Here is a 23,589-nt window from a genome sequence, read left to right as displayed (position 1 = left end):
ACGCGAGCCAAGTCTCCCCCTCGGCCGGTACACATTCGTGTCTTACCCCCTCTTGCATCCCCCTTCTCCGCGATCCCCACGGCGCGGAACCCACGTAGGAACGGAGTGGACAACTCCGATTCCGATACATTCGGTCCACTGATCGGGATGTTCGCGGGAAAAGTGGCGTCTCCCCACGGCCACTGTTCTCGCGCAACCATATGTTGCTCCATGTCGCCGGGGCAATAAGGTTGTTGGTGGTAATCCGCTAGTCTCTTCGGGCTAGGTTGGACCGCTGGGCGGGGTGAAATTGGATCGCTTTACGGAGACGCAGCAAAATGCGCTCCCCAGTCAGGATGGCCGTCACAGAATGCGTGATCGGGTGACTACGGAGCGCCGTTGACAGTGCTGAATGGAATAGACCAGACCGTGATGCACGACCCGTGACCGGTTGATTACACCGACGGGTGGTGGGTCGGGTTTTCCGGGCCGTGGCGCTTTAGTTCGAGCCACGCCCGGTGGAGCCTGCGGACCAGTTCGGTCAGCGTCTCCTCGGGGAAGGTGAACGGCAGGCGAATGTGGTTGTCGTGTCCGCCGGTCGGGTCGTTGACCGCGCCGGGCACGACCTCGACGCCCTGGCGCAGCGCGAGTTGGGCGAAGACCCGCGCGTCGGTGTCCGGCAGCTCGGTCCACAGCGCGGAGCCGCCGTCCGGCCTGCGCCACCGCCAGTCCGGCAGGTGCTCGGTGAGCAGGTCGCACAGCAGGTCGAGCCGCGCGTTCATCACCGCGGCGCGGCCGTCGGCGATCTCGTCGAGCCGCGGCAGGACGCGCGCGGCCAGCGCCTGGTCGAGCACCGGGCTCGCGAGGTCCGCGCGCACCTTGTACCGAGCGAGGCGTTCGGTGATCTCGCCGGGCGCGCGCACCCAGCCGATCCGCAGGCCGCCCCATACCGCCTTGGCGAGCGAGCCGACCGTCAGCACCTCGGCGCCCGGTGGCGCGAACGCCGCGATCGGTGGCACGCACGCCGAGTCCGACGAGGTGTAGGCGTTGTCCTCCAGCACGGGGACCTCGTGGCGGGCGGCGATCTCGGCGACCCTGCTCCGCCGGTGCGCGGACATGAGGGTGCCCGTCGGGTTGTGGAACGTCGGCATCACGTACAGCAGTGCCGGCCGGTGCTCGCCGAACGCCTGCGCGAGGCCGTCGGCGGAGATACCCTCGTCGTCCAGCGGCACGGAGATCATCTTCGCGCCCGCAGCGCGGAACACGTCGAGGCAGCCGGGCCAGCTCGGCGACTCGACGACGACGGTCGAGCCCGGCCGCAGGTACATCTGACCGACCAGGCCGAGCGCCTGCTGCGCGCCGGTCGTCACGAGCACCTGGTCCGGGACCGTCGGGAGCTGCATCTCCTTGTAGTACGCGGAGATCGTCTCGCGCAGCGGCGGGAACCCGCGCGGGTGGTAACCGACGTCGGCCAGCAGCTCCGGCAGCTCCTCGTCGACGAGCTCGCGCACCACGTCCGCGAGCTCGGGTGCGGCCGGTTCGACCGCGAACGCCAGCGAGATCAGCTCGCCCGGTCCGTCCACGAGCCGCTGGAAGATCGACGTCGCGCGACCACCCGGCACCCGGCCGTCCGCGCCCGGCCTGCGCTTCGGCGCCTCGGTGGTGACCCTGGTGCCGCTGCCGCGCCTGCTGTCGACCATGCCCGCGCTGCGCAGCTCGTCGTACGCCGCGACCACGGTCGCCCTGCTGACCTGCAACATCCTGGCGAGGTCCCGTTCGGACGGCAGCCGTTCGCCGTGCGGCAGGTCGCCCGCGCGCATCGCCTTGGTGAGCGCGGCCGCCAGCCTCCGGTACAGCGGTCCGCGCGCCGTCGACCAGTCACCGAGGAGCTCGACCAGTTCTGCCGGGTCCTGGAAACGGTCCATTTCTCGCTCCATTGGCACTGGTGGACTGGAAACGTGCCGGGCCAAGCTAGCGCATCAGTCCGGTGCATCGGGGGCGTTTCGCCGGACGCGGGGGAATCGGACGGGGCGGGTTCATGATTGTTGGGGCGAAGCGCGACCTGGTGGCATTACTGGAAACCCAGGCGTTGTTCACGCCGGATTCCACGGCGGTTGTCTTCGAGGGCCGGTCGGTCTCGTACGCGGAATTGCACGCGGCGGCGAACCGATTGGCCCGGTTCTTGATCGCACGGGGAGCCGGTCCAGATCGCGTGGTCGCGGTCGCCATTCCGCGTTCGGTCGAGCTGGTTGTCGCATTGCTTGCGGTGGAGAAAGCCGGTGCCGCGTACCTGCCGATCGATCCCCACTACCCCGCCGACCGGATCGCGTTCATGGTCGACGACGCCGAACCCGTTCAGGTGCTCGCGCACAGCACCGCTTCTCTCGGCCTCGACGCGTTGGTGCTCGACGAGGCGGATTCGGTGCTGTCGCGGTATTCCGCCGCACCGCTCACCGACGATGATCGAGTGCGGCCCATCGACCCGCAGGACGCCGCGTACGTCATTTACACGTCCGGCTCGACCGGGCGTCCCAAGGGCGTTGTCGTGCCGCACCAGGCGATCGTGAACCGGCTGCTGTGGGCGAAGACCTGGTACGTGCTCGACGAGAGCGAACGCGTGCTGCAGAAGACGCCGTCGAGCTTCGACGTGTCCGTGCCCGAGTTCTTCGGCCCGCTGATCATCGGCGCGACCCTGGTCGTCGCGAAACCCGACGGGCACAAGGATCCCGCGTACCTGGCCGCGCTGATCCGGGACGAGCGGATCACCGAGGTCAACTTCGTGCCATCGATGCTGCGGGCGTTCCTCGAGGAGCCGTCGGTGTCCGAGTGCACGAGCCTGCGACGAGTGCTGGCCGCCGGTGAGGCGTTGACCGGCGAGCTGGCGGCCGAGTTCCAGTCCACGCTGGACGTGCCGCTGCACAACCTGTACGGGCCGACCGAGGCCGCGGTCGAGGTGACCTACTGGGAATGCGCGCCCGAGTCCGGCGAGACGTCCGTGCCGATCGGGCATCCCGTCTGGAACACCGAACTGCGGGTGCTCGACGGCGAGCTGCGGCCCGCCGAGGTCGGCGAGCTGTACCTCGCCGGTGACCAGCTGGCCAGGGGATACCTCCACCGGCGCGGTCTCACCGCCTCGCGGTTCGTGGCCGACCCGCACGGGCCGGCCGGGACGCGCATGTACCGGACCGGTGACCTGGCGCGGCGGCGTCCGGACGGCGCGATCGACTACCTCGGGCGCACCGACAGCCAGGTCAAGGTCCGCGGGTTCCGCATCGAGCTGGGCGAGGTCGAGGCCGTGCTGGCCGCGCACCACTCGGTGCGGGCGGCCGCGGTGACCGCGCGCGAGGACCAGCCCGGTGTGATCCGGCTGGTCGGGTACGTCGTCGGTGACGTCGATCTGGTGGAGCTCACCGAGTGGCTCGGTTCCGCGCTGCCCGAGTACATGGTGCCGTCGCTGTTCGTGGTGCTCGACGAGTTCCCGTTGTCGCCCGCAGGCAAGTTGGACCGGTCCGCTTTGCCCGCGCCGGACCTGTCCGCGCTGTCCACCTCGGTGGCGGCGGCCACCGACGTGGAGGCGGCGTTGTGCGCGCCGTTCGCCTCGGTGCTCGGACTGCCGTCGGTCGGTGTCGAGGACGACTTCTTCGCGCTGGGCGGCGACAGCATCGGCGCGATCCGGCTGGTGAGCCGGGCGCGGCAGGCCGGGCTGCTGCTCACCACTGCCCAGGTGTTCGAGCACCGCACCGTGCGCGCGCTCGCTGAGATCGCTGGTCAGGCCGAGGTGGAACTCGTCGACGAGCGGCCGCTGGTGGAGCTGGACGCCGCGGCGTTGCGGGAGATCCCGGCCGATGTCGTCGAGGTGCTGCCGCTCGCGCCGCTCGCCGAGGGCCTGCTGTTCCACGCTCTCTACGACAGCGCCGGGGTCGATGTCTACGTCTCGCAGCTGACGGTCCAGTTGGCCGGGCCGCTCGATGCGGAGCGGCTCCGTGAGTCGGCGCGGTGGTTGGTGCGCAGGCACCCGAACCTGCGCGCGGGTTTCTGGCAGGGCAAGCAGTTCATCGCGTCCGAAGTGGACGTTCCGTTCCGCACGGCCGACGGCGACCTCGACGCGTTGCGGGCCGAGGAGCGAGGGCGGTTCGACATGACCAGTCCGCCGCTGCTGAGGTTCCTGCTGGCGGGCGACCGGCTGGTCATCACCCACCACCACATCCTGCTCGACGGCTGGTCGACGCCGGTGCTCCTGGACGAGCTGCTGGCCCACTACGCGGGCACGGACCTGCCGGAACCTCCGGCGTACCGGGACTACCTGCGGTGGCTGGGCAAGCAGGACCGCGCCGCGGCGGAACGCGCGTGGGCCGGGCTGCTCGACGGCGTCGACGAGCCCACCCTGGTCGCGGAACCCGGTGCGCGGTTGGACGGCGAACCCCGCGAGCGGATCATCGAGCTGTCGCCGGCGCTCACGGACCGGCTGACCCGCCGGGCGGCCGAGGGCGGGTTCACGCTCAACACGGTCGTGCAGGCCGCGTGGGCGATGGTGCTCGGTGGCATCACCGGGCGGGCGGACGTCGTCTTCGGCACCACGGTGTCCGGCAGGCCGGCGCAGCTGCCCGGCGTCGAGACGATGGTCGGTCTGTTCATCAACACCGTCCCGGTGCGGGCGCGGCTGACCGCCGGGACGTCCGTCGCGGACCTGTGCGCCGACCTGCAGCGCCAGCAGACCGCGATGAGCGAGCACGCCGTGCTGGGACTCGCCGACCTGCACCGGCTGACCGGCGTGACCGAGCTGTTCGACACGCTGACCGTGTTCGAGAACTACCCGGACGACGTCCGGTCGCCACAGGTCGTCGGGACCGAGATGCGGTACCCGGTGCACTACCCGCTCGGCCTGATCGCGGTGCCCGGTGACCAGCTCACGCTGCGGCTCAGCCACCGCGCGTCGCTCCCGGTCGAGCGGATCGCGGACTGCCTGGTGCGCGTGCTGACCGCTGTCGCCGACGACCCGTCCCGCCCGCTGCACCGCGTCGACCTGCTCGACCAGGACGAGCGCGCGCGGGTGCTGGAGGAGTGGAACGACACCGCGACCGAGGTCCCGGACGTCACGCTCACCCGGCTGCTCGCCGATCAAGCCGTGCGAACGCCCGATGCGACCGCGGTGGTGTTCGAGGGCGCCGGCCTGACCTACGCCGAGCTGGACGCGTGGTCCAACCGGCTGGCGCGCCACCTCGTCGCGTCCGGCGCCGGGCCGGAGCGGTTCGTCGCCGTGCTGCTGCCCCGCTCGCTGGAGCTGATGGTCGCTCTGGTTGCCGTGCTGAAAGCCGGCGCGGCGTACCTGCCGATCGACCCCGACCACCCGGCCGAGTGGATCGACTACGTGCTGGGCGACGCCGACGTGGCGGTGACCCTGCGCTCACTTCCCGACGTGGCAACGCTTTCGCCCGACCCGCTGCCGTTGACCGCGACGCCGGACACCGCCGCGTACCTGATCTACACGTCCGGCTCGACCGGACGTCCCAAGGGTGTCGTCGTACCGCACCGGGCGATCGTGAACCGGCTGCTGTGGTCGCAGGAGCACTACGGGCTCGACGCGAGTGAGCGGGCGCTGCAGAAGACGCCGTCGAGCTTCGACGTGTCGGTACCGGAGTTCTTCGGGCCGTTGATCGTCGGCGCGACCGTGGTGCTGGCCAAGCCCGGCGGTCACCGCGATCCCGCGTACCTGGCCGCGTTGATCCGATCGGAACGGATCACCGAGGTCAACTTCGTGCCGTCGATGCTGGAGGCGTTCCTCGAGGAGCCGTCGGTGTCCGGGTGCACGAGCCTGCGGCGCGTGCTGGCGGCGGGGGAGGCGCTGTCCAGCGAGCTGGCCTCGCGGTTCCGGTCTACTGTGGATGTTCCGCTGCACAACCTGTACGGGCCGACCGAGGCCGCGGTCGAGGTCAGCTTCCACGAGTGCCTGCCGGGGACCGACGAGGGGTCGGTCCCGATCGGCAGACCGGTGTGGAACACGCGGCTGTACGTGCTCGACCGCGACCTCAACCCGGCGCCGCCCGGTGTCACCGGTGAGTTGTACCTGGCCGGCGTGCAGCTGGCGCGCGGGTACCTCAACCAGGCTTCGCTGACCGCGGAACGGTTCGTCGCCTGCCCGTTCGGCGGGCGGATGTACCGCACCGGCGACCTGGCGCGGTGGCGTGCGGACGGCACCGTCGAGTTCGTCGGGCGGGCCGACCACCAGGTGAAGGTGCGCGGGTTCCGCATCGAGCTCGGCGAGATCGAGTCCGTGCTCACCGCGCACCCGGACGTGCGGCAGGCCGTCGTGGTGGCCAGGGACGACACGCTCGTCGGTTACGTCGTCGGTGAGGTCGACGCTTCGGGCGCGCGGGAGCACATCGCGGCCGTGCTGCCCGAGTACATGGTGCCCTCGGCGGTACTCGTGCTCGACGCGATGCCGTTGACGCCCAGCGGGAAGCTCGACCGCAAGGCGCTGCCCGCGCCCGAGATCGTGCTGAAGCCGAGCTCGCGCGCACCTCGCACGCCGGCCGAGGAACTGGTCGTCGGGCTGTTCGCCGACGTGCTCGGCGTCGAGGTGGGCGTGGAGGACCGGTTCTTCGACCTCGGCGGGCACTCGCTGCTGGCGATGAGGCTCATCGGCCGGGTGCGCACGGTGTTCGGGGTGGAACTCGACATCCGCAGCCTCTTCGACGCGCCGACGCCCGCGGCGCTGGCGGCGCGGATCGCCACCGCGTCCGGTGCCCGGCGGCGGGTCACCCCGGTCGAACGCCCGGAGCGGCTGCCCGTTTCCCATACACAGCAACGGTTGTGGTTCCTGGACAAGCTCGACAGTCCGTCCGGCACCTACAACCTGCCGCTGGTGCTGCGGCTGTCCGGCTCGCTCGACGTGGCGGCGTTGCGGGCGGCGTTGAACGACGTGGCGGACCGGCACGAGGTGCTGCGGACGGTCTTCACGGAGCACGACGGTGCGCCGGCGCAGGTCGTGCTGCCGCGCGTCGAGGTGCCGCTGCACGAGGGCGGTTCGCTCGACGAGGCGTCGCGGCGGGCGTTCGACCTGGCCGAGGAGCCGCCGATCCGCGCCCACCTGTTCGAAGAACGTGGCGAGCACGTGTTGTTGCTGGTCATGCACCACATAGCGAGCGACGGCTGGTCGCTCGCCCCGCTCGGCCGCGACCTGTCCCAGGCCTACGCGGCCCGGCTGAACGGCGCCGCGCCCGCGTGGGAGCCGCTGCCGGTGCAGTACGCGGACTACACGCTGTGGCAGCGCGACGTGCTCGGCACCGAGCAGGACTCGTCGAGTCCGATCGCCGGTCAGGTCGAGCACTGGCGCTGTGCGCTCGCCGGTCTGCCCGAGGAGCTGGCGCTGCCGGCGGACCGGGTGCGCCCGCCGGTCGCGAGCTACACCGGCGGGGTCGTGGAGTTCGACATCCCGGCCGCGTTGCACTCGCGGGTGCGCGAGCTGGCGCGCCGGAACGAGGTCAGCGTGTTCATGGTGCTGCAAGCCGCGTTCGCCGCCACGTACACGCGGCTCGGCGCGGGCGAGGACATCCCGATCGGCACGCCGGTCGCCGGACGTGGTGACGAGGCGCTGGAGAACCTGGTCGGCTGCTTCCTCAACACGCTGGTGCTCAGGACGGACACGAGCGGCGACCCGACGTACGCCGAGCTGCTGGCACGGGTGCGGCAGACGAACCTCACCGCTTACGCCAACGCGGACCTGCCGTTCGAACGGCTCGTCGAGCTGCTCAACCCGGCGCGCTCGCTGGCGCGGCACCCGCTGTTCCAGACGATGCTGGTGCTGCAGAACACCCCGAGCGTCGAGCTGGACCTGCCCGGTCTCGTGGTGACGCGCGAGCAGGAGGACCTGCGCGTCGCGAAGTTCGACGTGCTCTGCTACTTCACCGAACGCTCCGGTGGCCTCTCCGGACGTCTGGAGTACGCGGCCGACCTGTTCGACCACCCGACCGCGCAACGCCTCGCATCGCGTGTCGTCCAGGTGCTGGACACCGCGGTCACCTGGCCTGACCGTCCTATCAGGACACTTGACGTGCTCACCGCTGATGAGCGGGACAGGGTTCTCGTCGAGTGGAACGACACCGCGCGGCGGGTTCCGTCGCGATCGCTGGTCGAGCAGTTCGAGGACCGGGTCGCGCGGACACCGGATGCGCTGGCGGTGTCGTGCGGCCGGACCGAGCTGACCTACGCGGAGCTGAACGCCCGCGCGAACCGGTTGGCGCACCACCTGATAGGGCTCGGCGCCGGGCCCGAACGGTACGTGGCGCTCGCGTTGCCGCGCTCGGCCGACCTCGTGGTCGCACTGCTCGGCGTGCTCAAGTCCGGTGCCGCGTACCTGCCGCTCGACCCGGAGTACCCGGCGGAGCGGGTCGAGTACATGCTGGCGGACGCGGAGCCGTTGCTGCTGCTCAGCGAGCTGCCGGACGTGTCGGGTGAGGTGGACACCAACCCCGGTGTGCTGGTCTCGGGGGACAGCCCGGCGTACGTGATCTACACGTCCGGCTCGACGGGACGGCCCAAGGGCGTCGTCGTCCCGCGCGCGACGTTGGAGAACTTCCTGGCGTCGATGGCCGAGACGTGCCCGCTTTCGGGTGCCGACCGGTGGATCGCGGTCACCACGATCGCGTTCGACATCGCGGCGCTGGAGATGTTCCTGCCGCTGGTCTCCGGCGCCGCGATCGTCGTGGCGGAGAAGGAGGTCGTCACCGATCCGGCCGCGCTGTCGCAGCTGATCGCGTCCGCTGGTGGCACGGTTCTGCAGGCCACGCCGTCGCTGTGGCAGGCGCTGGTCGACACCGTGCCGACCGGCCTGCGGATGCTCGTCGGCGGCGAGGCGTTGCCGCCCGCGCTGGCGTCGTCGATGCGGGAACGCGGGGCGCAGGTGATCAACCTGTACGGGCCGACCGAGACGACGATCTGGTCGACGGTGCACGCGTTGCGCGGCAGACCGGGTGCGCCGCCCATCGGCAGGCCGATCTGGAACACCTCGGTGTACGTGCTGGACTCCGGTTTGCGGCCGGTGCCGCCCGGTGTGCCCGGCGAGCTGTACATCGGGGGCGAGGGGCTGGCCAGGGGCTACCACCGGCGGCCGTCCCTGACCGCGGAACGGTTCGTCGCCTGCCCGTTCGGCGGCCGCATGTACCGCACCGGCGACCTCGCCCGGTGGGGTGCCGACGGCGAGCTGGAGTACCTGGGCCGGGTCGACTTCCAGGTCAAGGTGCGTGGTCACCGCATCGAGCTGGGCGAGATCGAGGCCGTGCTGACGTCGCACCCGGACGTGCGGACGGCCGTGGTCGTCGCGCACAGCTCCGGCAGGCTGGTCGCCTACCTGACCGGTTCGTCGGCGGGAGTCCGCGACTTCGTGGCCGCCAAGCTGCCCGAGTACATGGTGCCGTCCGCGATCGTCGTGCTGGACGCGCTTCCGTTGACGCCCAACGGGAAGGTCGACCGCAAGGCGCTGCCCGAACCGGACTGGTCCGCGTCGGCCCGCGTGGTCCGCGCCGCGCGCACACCGGTCGAGGAGTTGTTGTGCTCGCTGTTCGCCGACGTGCTCGGCGTGCGGGTCGGCGTGGACGACGACTTCTTCCAGCTCGGCGGGCACTCGCTGCTCGCGATCAGGCTGATCAGCCGCACCCGCACGGTGTTCGGCGCGGAGCTGAAGATCCGCCACCTGTTCCAGGCACCCACCCCTGCCGGGCTGGCGGCGTTGCTCGGGAGTGCCGACGCGGCACGTCCGCAGCTCACCGCGCGTCCCCGGCCGGAGCGGATCCCGCTGTCGCACGCGCAGCGCCGGATGTGGCTGCTCAACCGCATCGAGGAAGCCAAGGGCATCTACAACATCCCGCTCACCCTGCGGATCTCCGGCCCGCTCGACCAGGACGCGTTGTCGTCGGCGCTCGGTGACGTGGTGTCACGGCACGAGGTGCTGCGCACGGTGTTCCCGGACAGCGACACCGGGCCGTACCAGCAGGTGCTGTCCTGGACGCCCGCGCTGTCGGTGGAACCGATCACCGATCTCGCCGACGTGGTGACCGAGGACTTCGACCTCACCACGGCGCCGCCGCTGCGCTGCCGGCTGTTCGTGGCCGGTCCGGACGAGCACGTGTTGTTGCTGCTGCACCACCACATCGCGGGCGACGGCCGGTCGACCGCACCGCTGGTGCGCGACCTCGCCCAGGCCTACGCGGCCCGGTGCGCGGGGCAGGCGCCGTCGTTCGATCCGCTGCCCGTGCAGTACGCGGACTACGCGCTGTGGCAACGGGAGGTGCTCGGCTCGGAGTCCGACCCGGCGAGCCTGTTCAGCCAGCAGCTCGGCTTCTGGTCCGACGCGCTGGCCGGGTTGCCGGAGGAGCTGCCGCTGCCGGTGGACCGGCCGCGTCCGGTGGTGTCGGAGTTCCGCGGCGGCCGGGTCGGCTTCACGGTGCCCGATGAGCTGTACCGGGGCTTGCGCGCGGTGGCCAAGGAGCACGGGGTGACCGTGTTCATGGTGCTCCAGGCCGCGGTCGCCACGTTGCTGACCAGGCTGGGCGCGGGCACGGACATCCCGATCGGCAGCCCGGTGGCCGCGCGGTCGGACGAGGTGCTGGACGACGTGGTCGGCTTCTTCGTGAACACCCTGGTGCTCCGGACGGACACGAGTGGCGACCCGACGTTCGCCGCCTTGCTCGCCCGCGTCCGCGACATCGACCTGGCCGCGCACGCGCACCCCGACCTGCCGTTCGAACGGCTGGTGGAGCAGCTGCAGCCCGCCCGGTCGCTGTCGCGGCACCCGCTGTTCCAGGTGCTGCTGGCGTTCCAGGAGACCCTGGAGCAGGAGCTGCCCTTCGGCACGGCGGTCGCGCGGGTCGACGTGCACGGGTCTGACGTGGGGAAGTTCGACCTCGCCTTCGACCTCACCGAGGAACTGGGTCCGGACGGGTCACCGGTCAGCATCTCCGGTGCGCTGGAGTACAGCGCCGAGCTGTTCGACCGGTCCACTGTGGAGCGGATCGCCGCGTGGCTTTCCGGGGTGCTGGCCGCGGTCGTCGCCGACGCCGGGACGTCGATCGGTGCGCTGGAGTTCATGGCGCCCGGTGAGGTCGAGCAGGTGGTGGACGGGTTCAACGCCACCGCGCGCGACGTGCGCCGGGCACCGTTGCCGGTGCTCGTGCGGGAACAGGTGCTGCGCACCCCGGACGCCGTGGCCGTGGTGTTCGAGGACGTTTCGCTGACGTACGCCGAGCTGGACGCTCGGGCAAACCGGCTCGCGCACCACCTGATCGGGCTGGGGGCAGGCCCGGAAACCCGTGTGGCGCTGGCGATGCCCCGCTCGGCCGACCTGGTCGTGGCGTGGCTCGGGGTGCTCAAGACCGGTGCCGCGTACGTGCCGATCGACCCGGACTACCCGGCCGAGCGCATCGAGTTCATGCTCGCCGACGCGGCTCCGCTGCTGACGCTGAGGGAACTTCCCGACACGACCGGGTGTTCGTCCACAGATCCTGGCGTGGACGTGCCGCTCGCGTCCGCCGCCTACGTCATCTACACGTCGGGTTCGACCGGTACGCCGAAGGGCGTGGTGGTCACGCACTCCGGCATCGCCGGCGTGGCCGGCGTGCACGTGGACCGGCTGGACCTCCGGCCGGGCGCGCGGTTCCTGCTCGCGGTGTCGATCAGCTTCGACGTGTCGATGGCGGACATCGCGATGGTCCTGACCTCGGGCGCGACGCTGGTGGTGCCGCCACCGGACCGCAAGCTGGCGGGCGACGAGCTGACCGACCTGATCGAAGACCACGCGATCACGCACACCGACCTGGTAGCCGCGATGCTCGCGTCGATGCCCGACCGGGACCTGCCGAGCCTGCGGGGCTTCGTGGTCGGCGGCGAGGCCTGCACGGCGGAGCTGGTGGCCAGGTGGTCGCCGGGCCGCACGATGATGCAGGTCTACGGCCCCACCGAGGCGACCGTGGTCGCGGTGATGAGCGACCCGCTCACCGGCACCACCACCCCGCCCATGGGCAGGCCGATCTGGAACACCCGCACCCTCGTGCTGGACGCGAACCTGCTGCCCGTCCCCGTCGGCGTGCCGGGGGAGCTGTACCTGTCCGGCGACGGACTGGCCCGCGGCTACCTCGACCGGCCCGCGCTCACCGCGGAACGGTTCGTCGCCTGCCCGTGGGGCGGACGGATGTACCGGACCGGCGACCTCGTCCGGTGGCGCGCGGACGGCAACCTCGAGTTCCTCGGCCGCGCCGACCAGCAGGTCAAGATCCGCGGCTTCCGGGTCGAGCTGGGCGAGATCGAGGCCGCGCTGCTGGCCAGGCCGGACGTGTCTGGCGCGGCCGTGGTGCTCCGCGAAGAGCCGCGCATGCTCGTCGGCTACGTCGTCGCGGAACCCTGTCGCACGCCGGACCCGGCCGAGATCCGCGCCGCGCTGGCGGGGAAGCTGCCGGAGTACCTGGTGCCTGCCGCGATCGTCCGCCTCGACGCGCTGCCGCTCACCCCCAACGGCAAGCTCGACCGCAAGGCGCTGCCCGCGCCGGACTTCGAGTCGTCCGGACGCAGGCCGAGCACGCCGCAGGAGGAGATCCTCGCCGGGCTGTACGCGCAGATACTCGGACTGCCGGGCGTCGGCGTGGACGACAACTTCTTCGACCTCGGCGGACATTCGCTGCTCGCCACCCGGCTGGTCAACCGGATCCGCACCGCGCTGCGCGTCGAGCTGCCGGTGCGCGCGGTGTTCGAGAACCCGACCGTGGCCCGGCTCGCCGACCGGGTCCGCACCGCGGGCCGGGCGGCGCACCCGCTGGTGGCGCGGCACCGTCCGGACCAGGTGCCGTTGTCGTTCGCGCAGCACCGGCTGTGGATCCTCAACCAGATGCTGGACGCGGACGCGGCCTACAACGTCGCCATCGCGCTCCGCCTGATCGGAGACCTCGACCGCGACGCCCTCAGCCAGGCGATCACCGACGTGGTGCAACGGCACGAGTCGCTGCGCACCGTGTTCCCGCAGGGGGACGGGGGACCGGTGCAGGTCGTCCGGCCGACCGGACCGGAACTGTCCGTTGTGGACGCGGCGGACGCGCACGGCGTCGCCGAGCGGACCGCGAAGGGCTTCGACCTGACCTGCGACCTGCCACTGCGCCCGACCCTGTTCGCGATCGACGAGCAGGAGCACGTGCTGCTGCTGGTGCTGCACCACATCGCGTTCGACGGGGGGTCGATGGAACCGCTGACCAGGGACATCGAGCTGGCCTACAGCGCGCGAGCCCGGCACCGGCAGCCGGACTTCACGCCGCTGCCCGTGCAGTACGCGGACTACGCGCTGTGGCAGCACGAGACGCTCGACGTCGAGGCCCAGCTCGACCACTGGAGCCGCACGCTCGCCGGACTGCCCGACGAGCTGGCGCTGCCGTTCGACCGCACGAGGCCGCCGGTGCCGAGCGGACGCGGTGATCTCGTCACCGCCGAGATCGGCCCGGACGTGCGCAACCGGCTCGTCGCGCTGGCCCGCGAGCACGACACGACCCTGTTCATGGTGCTGCACGCGGCGCTCGCCGCGCTGCTCACCAGGCTGGGCGCGGGCACGGACATCCCGATCGGCAGCCCGGTCGCGGCCCGCACCGACGCGGCACTCGACGACGTCGTCGGGTTCTTCGTCAACACGCTGGTGCTGCGCACGGACACCAGCAGCGACCCGACGTTCGGCGAGCTGCTCGCGCGGGTCAGGGAGACCGACCTCGCCGCGTACGCCAACGCCGACCTGCCGTTCGAGCGGCTCGTCGAGGAGCTGCGGCCCGCCCGCTCCACCTCGCGGCCGCCGCTGTTCCAGGTCATCCTCGCCATGCAGGACGACGCCGAGCCGCGGCTCGACCTGCCCGGCGTGCGCGCCGAAGCAGTGGACACCGGCGTGCACCCGTCCCGCTTCGACCTGGAGCTCAGCTTCGCCGAGCACGATGGCGGCCTGCGCGCCGAGGTCACGTTCAGCACGGACCTGTTCGACCGGTCCACTGCGGAGCGAATGACCGCGTGGCTCGTGCGGCTGCTGGAGGAGATCGAGCCGGACCGCCGCATCGGCGCGATCGACCTGCTGTCCGACGCCGAACGCGACCAGCTCGCCACCTGGAACGACACCGGACACCCCGCGCACGAGATGCTGCCGCGCCTCATCGAGGAGCAGGTCCGCCGCACCCCGGACGCCACCGCGGTCGTCTTCGAGGACACCGTCCTCACCTACGCGGAGCTCAACGCGCGGGCGAACCGGCTGGCCCACAGCCTGATCGGGCTCGGCGCCGACCGCGAACGCGTGGTGGCGCTGATGATGCCGCGCTCCGCCGACCTGGTCGTCGCCTGGCTCGCGGTGCTGAAGACCGGTGCCGCGTACCTGCCGGTCGACCCCGGTTACCCGGCCGAGCGCATCGAGTTCATGCTCGCCGACACCCGGCCGATCATCACCGTCACCAGCGCCGATGCCGAGGGGTACCCGGACACCGACCCCGGTGTGCCGATCTCGCGGGACAACGCCGCCTACGTCATCTACACCTCGGGTTCGACGGGCACACCGAAGGGCGTGCAGGTCTCGCACGCCGGGATCGTCGCGATGGCGAGGGCGCACGTCGACCGGCTCGGCGTGGACGGCACCAGCCGGTTCCTGCTGGCGGTGTCGATCAGCTTCGACGTCTCGCTCGCCGACATCGCGCTGACGTTCCTGGCGGGTGCCGCGCTCGTCGTCCCCGGACCGGACCGTCAGCTGGCCGGCGACGACCTGGCCGACCTGATCGACGACAACCAGGTCACGCACACCGACCTCGTCGCGTCGATGCTCGCGTCCGTGCCGGAACGCGACCTGCCGAGCCTGCGCGGGTTCGTCGTCGGCGGCGAGGCGTGCTCGGCCGAGCTGGTGGCCAGGTGGTCACCCGGCCGCACGATGATGCAGGTCTACGGCCTCACCGAGACCACGGTCGTCTCAACCATGAGCGACCCTCTGGCGGGGCCCGGCACTCCGGCCATGGGCAGGCCGATGCCGGGCACCCGCGCCCACGTGCTGGACGCGAACCTGCGCCCGGTCCCGGTCGGCGTCCCCGGCGAGCTGTACGTCGCGGGCGACGGTGTGGCCAGGGGGTACGTGAACCGCCCCGCCCTCACCGCGGAACGGTTCGTCGCCTGCCCGTTCGGCGGCCGGATGTACCGCACCGGTGACGTGGTGCGCTGGAAGGCCGACGGCACCCTCGAGTTCGTCGGACGCGCCGATCAGCAGGTCAAGATCCGCGGCTTCCGCGTCGAGCTCGGCGAGGTCGAGGCGGCACTGCTCTCCGAACCCGGTGTCACCCAGGCGGCCGTGCTGCCGCACGACAACCGCCTCGTCGCGTACGTCGTCACCGAGTCCGGTGTGGACCAGATCCGCACCGGCCTGGCGAGGAGGTTGCCGGACCACATGGTCCCGGCCGCTGTAATGAGCGTCGAACGACTGCCGCTCACCCCGAACGGCAAGCTCGACCGGAAGGCGTTGCCCGCACCGGACTTCGTCACCACGTCCTGGGGTCCGCGCACCCCGGCCGAGCAGATCCTGCTGGAGCTGTTCGCCGACGCGCTGGAACTGCCCGAGCTCGGCATCGACGACGGCTTCTTCGACCTGGGCGGCCACTCGATCCTGGCGGCGCAGCTGCTGGGCCGGATCCAGGCCACCTTCGGCGTGCGCCTGGGCATCCGGACGCTCTTCGAGACACCCACGGTCGCCGGGCTGGCGGAACGCCTCGGCCACGACGACGAAAGCGACCAACTCGCCGTGCTGCTGCCACTGCGTCCGCACGGCACGGGCGAACCGCTGTTCTGCGTCCACCCCGCCGCGGGCATCGGCTGGGTCTACTCCGGACTGCTGCGCCACGTCGACCGCCCGGTCTACGCGTTGCAGGCCAAGGGACTCACCGATCCATCGGCACAACCGGCCTCCGTCGCGCAGATGGCCGCCGAGTACGTCGAGCAGATCCGGAAGGTGCAGCCGGAAGGGCCGTACCACCTGCTCGGCTGGTCGTTCGGCGGCGTGGTCGCGCACGAGATGGCCGTGCAGCTGGGCGACCAGGTGGAACTGCTCGTCCTGCTCGACGCCTACCCGGTCCCGGCCGACGAGGTGAGCGAGCTCGACGCGCTCTCCGCACTGCTGGAGTCGCTCGGCCACGACGCTCCCGAGGACCTCGCCGGCTTCACCCCGGACCAGGTGGACGCCATGGCCGTCACATTCGCCGCGAACGCCCGGCTGATGAACAACGCGAGCCCACGGGTGTTCGACGGCGACGTGCTGTTCTTCGCCGCCCGCAACGGCAGGCCCGAGCTGTGGGAGCCGCACGTCACGGGCGCGGTCGAGACGCACGACGTCGGCTGCGCGCACGGCGCCATGACCCAACCCGAACCCATCGCCGAGATCGGACAGGTACTCGGCACCCGACTGAGCCCAGGGAGAGTCCGATGACCAACCCGTTCGAGAACGCCGACGGCACCTACCTCGTCCTCACCAACGCCGAGGGCCAGTACTCGCTGTGGCCCGAGCACATCGACGTCCCCGCCGGGTGGACCGTCGCGCACGGCCCGGACTCCAGACAGGCGTGCCTCGACCACGTCGACGAGCACTGGGCTGACATGCGCCCGCGCAGCCTCGTCGAGCAGATGGGCCGGTCGTGAACCGAAACCCGTGGCTGGTGCTGGTCGCGCTCGTGCTCGGCCAGGTCGCCACACTGCTCGACACGACGGTCGTCAACGTCGCGGTGCCGACGCTCGCCGCGGACCTGGGCGCCGGGCTCGACTCGGTGCTGTGGGTGATCAACGCCTACGTGCTCGCGTTCACCGTGCTGCTGGTGACCGGCGGCCGCCTCGGCGACCTGTTCGGACAGCGCCGGATGTTCGTCCTCGGCGTCACGCTGTTCACCCTCGCGTCGGTGGTGTGCGGAGCGGCCCAGTCACCGGGACAGCTGGTCGCCGCGCGGGTCGTGCAGGGCATCGGTGCCGCGATGCTGGTGCCGCAGACGCTGTCGCTGCTGACGATCGTGTTCCCGGAGGAGAAGCGCGGCGCCGCGTTCGGCGTGTGGGGTGCGGTCGGCGGGCTGGGTGCCGCGGTCGGCCCGACGGTCGGCGGGCTGCTCGTCGACACGCTCGGCTGGCGGTGGATCTTCTACCTCAACGTCCCGCTCGGCATCGCCGCGGCCGTGCTCGGCCTGCTGTGGCTGCCCGAGCACGCGTCGAACGGCAGGCGCAGGCTGGACGTGCTGGGCACGGTGCTCGTCACCACCGGGCTGTTCCTGCTGACGTACGGGCTGATCGAGGGGGAGCGGCACGGCTGGGACGGCACGATCCAGCTGGTGCTGGTCGCGGGTGTGCTCGTGCTGGCGCTGTTCGTGCTGGCCGAACGGGGCAGGCAGGACCGGGAGCCGCTGCTGCCGTTCGCGGTGGTGCGCGACCGGAACTTCTCGCTGATGGCCGTCGTGGTCGCCGCGTTGCCGCTCGGGCTCGGCGCGATGCTGTTCCTCACGCTGCTGCACCTGCAGTCGGTGGCGGGGTTGAGCGCGCGCGACGCGGGGCTGACCATCGCGGTCGCGCCGCTGCTCTCCGCGGTCGTCGCACCGAAGTCCGGCGCGATGATCGACCGCTACGGCGGCAAACCGGTGCTGATGGCCGGGTTCGCGTTGTTCGCGGCGGGCATCGTGGGCATCGCGTTCGCCGTCCGCGCGGACGGCCAATGGTGGCACCTGCTGCCGGGGCTGGTGGTGCTCGGGTTCGGCATGGGCGTCGGCGGGTCACCCGCGGCGATCATCGCCATGCGCGACGTCGACCAGTCGATGTCCGGTGCCGCGTCAGGTCTGTTCAACACCACCAGGTTGTGCGGCAGCCTGCTCGGCAGCGCGGCGGTGGGCGCGCTGCTGCAGGCCAGACTGACCGCCGAGGGCGTCCACCCGGACCTGCTCAAGTCCGGGGTGGTCCCGCCCGCACTGCGCGAGGGCTTCGCCGACGCGCTGCGTTTCGCCTACCTGCTCCCCGTCGCCGCGCTGGTGCTGGGCGTCCTGCTGACGCTCGGGGTGCGCGCACGGGAATCCGTTGTCAACTAAGGGGGAGTGATGTCGTTCGTCAGGAAACTGCTGACGCTCGCTGGAGCGACGCTGGTCGCCACGGGGCTCGTGGCGCCAGCCGTGCAGACCGCGGCGGTGGCGGATCAGCACGGGTTTCAGAACACGGTCGTCCGCATGTTCAACACCGAGCCGTTCCGCCCGCTGCTGCCGGGGGACACCAACGAGTGGGGTGGCGGCCGGCTGATCAGCATGATGTTCACCGGACTCGTCGGCTACCGGCTGGAGGACGCCGCGCCGTACAACGCGATGGCGAAGTCGATCGAGACCAAGGACTCCAAGGTCTTCCGCATCAAGATCCACCGCGGCTGGAAGTTCCACGACGGCAGCGAGGTGAAGGCGCGCAACTTCGTCAACGCCTGGAACCACGTCGCGTACGGGCCGAACAAGCTGCGCAACAACACGTTCATGGAGCGCATCCAGGGCTATGCCGACCTCAACCCGGCCAGCGGGACGCCCACCACGGACAAGCTGTCCGGTTTGAAGATCATCAACGACTACGAGTTCCAGGTGACGCTCAGCGTCCCGTTGTCGATCTTCCCGACGATGGTCGGCTACTGGGCGTTCTACCCGCTGCCGGACTCGTTCTTCCGCGACCAGGAGGCCTGGAAGCGCAAGCCGGTCGGCAACGGGCCGTACAAGTTCGTCGAGGCCGTGCCGAACGGGCACCAGAAGCTCACCGCGTTCAAGGGCTTCAAGGGCGAGGAGAAGCCGCGCATCAAGGACCTGCACTACACGGTCTATCCGAACACGTCGGTGGCCTACGACGCGCTGGTGCGCGGTGAGCTCGACTTCATGGAGGCCATGCCGTACGAGAAGATCACCAGCGGCCAGTACAAGAAGGACCTGCCCGGCCGCTTCACCGACCGCAACTTCCTGCTGATGCAGAACCTGGCGTTCCCGAGCTACAAGCCCGGCTACGACAACCCCGACCTGCGCAAGGCGGTGTCGATGTCGATCGACCGCGCCGAGCTGATCAAGAAGGTCGGTGGCGGGCAGAAGGCGGCGGACGGGTTCACCATCCCCGGACTGGAGGGCTACGCGCCGGGGCAGTGCGGTGAGCTGTGCACGTACAACCCGGCCAAGGCGCGGGAGCTGTTCGCCCGCACCGGTTTCCAGGGTCCGATCGAGCTGCACACCAACGTCGAGTCCGGCGCGCGCACGTGGCTCGGGCCGGTGTGCGAGAGCATCAAGACCACGCTCGGCGTCGACTGCGTCACCAAGGAGACCATGTCGTTCCGCGAGTTCCGCGAGGCGATCGTGGGCAAGCGGATGACCGGCGCCTACCGCTCGGACTGGCGCGCCGACTACCCGTCGATCGAGAACTTCCTGACCCCGTTGTACAAGACGGGGGCGTCCTCGAACGACTACGGCTACTCGAACCCGGCGTTCGACGCCGCGCTCGACAAGGCCGACCGGGCACCGAGCAAGGAGGCCGCGCTCGGGCTGTACCGCGACGCGGAGCGCCTGCTGGTGCAGGACATGCCGGTCGTGCCGCTGTGGCAGGAGTGGTCGGCCGTCGGCTGGTCGCCCCGGCTGCGCAACGTGAAGGTCAGCGTCCTGACCGACATCGACATCTTCAAGGTCAGGGTCGTCGAACCCTGCGACCGCTAGGGGGAGGCATGGACTTCGGCCTGTTCTACTTCGCCGACGACGGCGGCCAGGGCGACTACCGGCTGCTGATCGAGGGCGCCAGGTTCGCCGACGCGCACGGGTTCGCCTCGGTGTGGACGCCGGAACGGCACTTCCACCCGTTCGGCGGCCGCTACCCGAACCCGGCCGTCACCGGCGCCGCCGTGGCGATGGTGACCTCGCGGGTCCAGATCAGGGCGGGCAGCGTCGTCGCGCCGCTGCACCACCCGCTGCGGATCGCCGAGGAGTGGTCCGTCGTGGACAACCTCTCGGGTGGCCGGGTCGGCGTGTCGTTCGCGTCGGGCTGGCACGCGGTGGACTTCGCACTGAGGCCGGAGAACTACCCGCGCCGCAAGGAGGTGCTCGCCTCCACTGTGGACACCGTGCGGCGGGCGTGGCGGGGTGAGCAGGTCGAGGTCGTCGACGGCGCGGGGAACGCCGCGTCCGTCGGCATCTACCCGCCGCCGGTGCGGCCGTCGCTGCCCGTGTGGCTCACCAGCGCGGGCACGCCGGACACGTTCCGGCAGGCGGGGGAGATGGGCGTCGGCGTGCTCACCCACCTGCTCGGCCAGGACCTCGACGACCTGACCGCGAAGGTGCGGCTCTACCGGGACGCGTACCGGACGGCCGGGCACTCCGGTGACGGGCACGTCGCGCTGATGCTGCACACGTTCCTCGGCGCCGACCGCGAGGAGGTCAGGGAGATCGTGCGCAAGCCGTTCAGCGACTACCTGCGCAGCTCCATCGGCCTGATCGTGCAGGCGTCCGGCGACCTGATGCCGGGGGTGAACCCGGACGACATGGACCCGGAGGACGTGGAGTTCCTGGTGGAGCGGTCGTTCGACCGCTACTTCGACACCGGCGGGCTCTTCGGCACGGTCGCCGACGGCGTGCGGGTCGTCGAACGGCTGAAGGAGGTCGGCATCGACGAGGTCGCCTGCCTGATCGACTTCGTCGGTGACGCGGACGCCGTGCTCGGCGGGCTGAAGCACCTGGACGAGCTCCGCCAGGTGTGCTGAGGACGTGGTCCTGGCCGCGCGGCACGTGGCCAGGACCATCCCCCCGATTCAGTGCGCGCCGACCGCGACCGACGCCGTCAGCACGCGGCCGGTCCGAGACTGGAAGAGCTCGCCCATCCGCTCGATGCCGCGCCACTCGGCGACCATCAGGAACAACGTCCTGCCGTCGTCACCGCCGAGCGCGCACGCGAAGCACGCGGCGTCGAGCGGGATCCGTTCCACCACCTCACCGCCCTCGCGGACACGCATCGCCACCGACCCGGACTCGGTCATGTCCGCGCACCAGATCGCGCCCTCGGCGTCGAGGCAGATGCCGTCGCCGCCGACGTCCGCCCACACTCGGCGGTGGGTGAGGCCGCCGTCGGGCTCGATGTCGAACGCGGTGAGCTTCGCCGACCACGACTCGGCGATGATCAGGGTCTTGTTGTCCGGCGTGACGACCATGCCGTTGGGGAACGCGATGTCGTCGGCGACCTTGCGCACCGCGCCGTCCGGCGTGACGAGCGCGATGAAGCCCGGTTTGAAGTCCTCCTCGCCGAACCGGAAGCCGATGTTGTTGACGTAGATGTTCTGCCTGCCGTCGACGACGATCTCGTTCCAGCCCTCGCCCAGCTCGCTGAGGTCGGCGTGGGTGACGAACGACCCGTCCGGCTCCTGGCGCAGCACCTCGGTCTCACCGGTGACGAGCAGCCTGCCGTCGGCCAGCCAGTCGAGGCAGTACCCGGCGAACTTGGGTCCGGGCGCGATCACCTCGGACTTGCCGTCGACGTCGACGGCCACGATCTCCGGCGCGCCCCAGTTCGAGAACCACAGCCTGCCCTCGTGCCACCGCGGGGACTCGCCCACCACCAGACCGGTCAGCAGCTCTTCCATCGCCGTCCTCCGTTCCACGCGACCCACCTGTCACCAGCTACACGAACGGGGTGCGCCGGAATCGACTACCGGAACAACTTCGTCATCATCAGGTCCATCCGCGCCAGGTGGTACTCGGGCCGCAGCCGTTTCCGGCGTGCCAGTGACGCCGTGCCGTGCAGCGCGCTCCAGAACACCTCGGCGTAGGTCTCCAGCGCGCTGGGGATCGCGACGGGCTCGAGCGCGGCGACGATCTCGCCGAACGCGGCACGCGGCTCGGGCGGCGCGTCGTCGGTGCCGAACGCGATGGCGACGTCCCGCACGAACATCGCCTCGTACAACGCGGGCCTCGCCTTGGCGAACCTCAGGTACGCGTCGGCGACCGCGCGCAACGAGTCCATCGTCTTCGGGTAGGACGTGCGCGCGGCGTGCAGCTCGTCCGCCAGCATGCCGAAACCGCGCAGTGCGACGGCACGCACGATGGCGTCCTTGCTGGTGAAGTGGCTGTACAGCACTGGCTGGCTGTACTCGACGCGCTCGGCGAGCCTGCGGGTGGTGACCGCGTCCCAGCCCTCGGCTTCGGCGAGGTCCTGCGCCACGTCGATGATCAGCTGCTCGCGTTCCGCGCGTTCCCGCTCACGGCGATCCCGGGTGGACACGACCCGGAAGCTAGCACTGCTAGACAGATCTAGCAGTGCTAGCGTCCGGGCGCCGCTCAGCCTGCCGGCGTGTAGACGCCGAAGTGGTTGCCCGACGGGTCGACCAGGTGGGCGAACGCCAGACCGTCCGGCGTGGTGGTCAGCGGGACCACGACCTTGCCGCCGAGGCGTTCGGCCTCGGCGGCAGCGGCCGCCACGTCCGACACGACGACGAAGAAGACCGCGTGGTTCGGTGCCTCGCCCTTGGTGTCGGACAAGCCGCCGCTGGGTCCGGCGCCTCCGGGCGTCGTGATCAGGTCGTAGCCGGGGGAGTGGGGGTCGTCGGCGTACGTCCAGCCGAAGAGCTCGCCGTAGAACTTCTTCGCGTCCTCGGGCGCGTCGGTGCCGATCTGGACCCAGTTGATGGTGCCGTGTGCAGTCACGGATGCCTCCTCGTTCGGTGTGCACCCACGATGCGGCCCGTCCGCGACAACCCCCTGTCGGTGTTTTCCGCCTTTCTCAGCCGGCCTTTCTCAGTCGAACGTCGAGAGCAGCGCGATGTTGTGCGGCACGTCCGATGGCGGTCGCAGGTCCGGCCGGTGGGGCGCGGGCTCGCCGCGGTCGCGCGCGGCCACGATCCGGTCCAGCCGGAACACCCGCTGGTTCTGCCGCAGCCGGCAGTAGCCGTGCAGGTACCAGCCCTGCTGGCCGGCCAGGAACATCAGGGGCTCGACCTCGCGTTCGGTCAGCTCGCCCTGCTTGTCCTGGTAGACGAGGTGCAGCACGTGCCGGTGGACCAGTGCGTCCGACAGCACCGCGGGCACGGCGGGGGCGGCCTGCGCCTCGGCCGCGGTGAAGAACCGGACTCGGGTGGCCAGCTCGTTCACGGTGCCGGCGTCACGCGACGGCATCGCGGCCATGATCTTGCGCAGCGCACTGCGCGCCGACCGGCCGAACGGCGTGTGGTCGACGCCGCGCAGCGCCACCGCCACCGCGACCGCCTCGGCGGGCGTGAAGTTCAGCGGTGGCAACGACATCGACGTGTCCAGCGCGTAGCCGCCGGTGCGGCCGGTGTCCGCGTAGATCGGCACGCTCGCCTGCTGCAACGCGCTGATGTCGCGCTCGATGGTGCGCACGCTGACCTCGTACTGCTGGGCCAGCACGCGGGCGCTCCGGGTGCGAGGGGCGATGGCCCGCAGTGTCTCGACGATCGCGTACAGCCGGTCGGTCCGGTTCATGCCCGCAGAGTAGGGGCGAGCACCGACAATTCGGCGCTGACAGTTCAGCCCACCCGTCTCGAAGGGCGTGCCCACCGCCGGATCGGGCACGGCGACGCCCTTTTCGCGCATGCAGCCCGCCGGTTTC

The 23,589-nt window shown here is 70.9% G+C and carries 9 protein-coding genes and 1 pseudogene; 5 read left to right on the top strand and 5 right to left on the bottom strand.

Annotated elements, in window-relative coordinates; all coding sequences use genetic code 11:
• Positions 1-434: 434 nt before the first annotated feature.
• Complete coding sequence (locus FKR81_RS27935; protein ID WP_328593164.1) at positions 435-1,904, bottom strand: aminotransferase-like domain-containing protein; 1,470 nt, start codon at positions 1,902-1,904, stop codon at positions 435-437.
• A gap of 131 nt (positions 1,905-2,035) precedes the next feature.
• Here FKR81_RS27935 and FKR81_RS27930 point away from each other — a divergent pair.
• The 5 genes and pseudogenes from FKR81_RS27930 to FKR81_RS27910 form a co-directional block, all read left to right on the top strand.
• Positions 2,036-16,438 (top strand): annotated as a pseudogene (locus tag FKR81_RS27930) (amino acid adenylation domain-containing protein); the annotation flags it as partial.
• Positions 16,435-16,647, top strand: coding sequence for an MbtH family protein (locus tag FKR81_RS27925; RefSeq protein WP_146356133.1), 213 nt, complete (start codon positions 16,435-16,437; stop codon positions 16,645-16,647). The pseudogene FKR81_RS27930 and the gene FKR81_RS27925, both read left to right, overlap by 4 nt.
• Entirely contained in the window at positions 16,644-18,065 is a 1,422-nt protein-coding gene (locus FKR81_RS27920; protein WP_146356131.1) for a DHA2 family efflux MFS transporter permease subunit, read from the top strand. Before FKR81_RS27925 ends, FKR81_RS27920 begins: the two co-directional genes overlap by 4 nt.
• 9 nt (positions 18,066-18,074) lie before the next feature.
• The gene (locus FKR81_RS27915; protein WP_146356129.1) at positions 18,075-19,697 is read left to right on the top strand and encodes a peptide ABC transporter substrate-binding protein; all 1,623 of its coding nucleotides are present in this window, start codon (positions 18,075-18,077) and stop codon (positions 19,695-19,697) included.
• Between the two features lie 8 nt (positions 19,698-19,705).
• Positions 19,706-20,734, top strand: a complete 1,029-nt coding sequence (locus tag FKR81_RS27910; protein ID WP_146356127.1) for an LLM class flavin-dependent oxidoreductase — start codon at positions 19,706-19,708, stop codon at positions 20,732-20,734.
• Between the two features lie 48 nt (positions 20,735-20,782).
• Here the strand turns inward: FKR81_RS27910 and FKR81_RS27905 are convergent, their stop codons facing one another.
• The 4 genes from FKR81_RS27905 to FKR81_RS27890 form a co-directional block, all read right to left on the bottom strand.
• Complete coding sequence (locus tag FKR81_RS27905; RefSeq protein WP_235921810.1) at positions 20,783-21,625, bottom strand: SMP-30/gluconolactonase/LRE family protein; 843 nt, start codon at positions 21,623-21,625, stop codon at positions 20,783-20,785.
• A 47-nt stretch (positions 21,626-21,672) separates the two neighbouring features.
• Positions 21,673-22,245 carry a TetR/AcrR family transcriptional regulator gene (locus tag FKR81_RS27900; RefSeq protein ID WP_146356125.1) on the bottom strand — a complete coding sequence of 191 codons (573 nt, stop codon included), beginning with the start codon at positions 22,243-22,245 and terminating at the stop codon, positions 21,673-21,675.
• 56 nt (positions 22,246-22,301) lie between these two features.
• Positions 22,302-22,667, bottom strand: coding sequence for a VOC family protein (locus FKR81_RS27895; RefSeq protein WP_146356123.1), 366 nt, complete (start codon positions 22,665-22,667; stop codon positions 22,302-22,304).
• 90 nt (positions 22,668-22,757) lie between these two features.
• Entirely contained in the window at positions 22,758-23,462 is a 705-nt protein-coding gene (locus tag FKR81_RS27890) for a helix-turn-helix transcriptional regulator (RefSeq protein ID WP_146356121.1), read from the bottom strand.
• Positions 23,463-23,589: the final 127 nt, after the last annotated feature.

Origin of the sequence: Lentzea tibetensis (genome assembly GCF_007845675.1) — a bacterium.
Lineage (GTDB): Bacteria > Actinomycetota > Actinomycetes > Mycobacteriales > Pseudonocardiaceae > Lentzea > Lentzea tibetensis.
The sequence above is the reverse complement of the archived record's forward strand: the minus strand, read 5'-3'. Positions and strand labels throughout refer to the sequence as shown.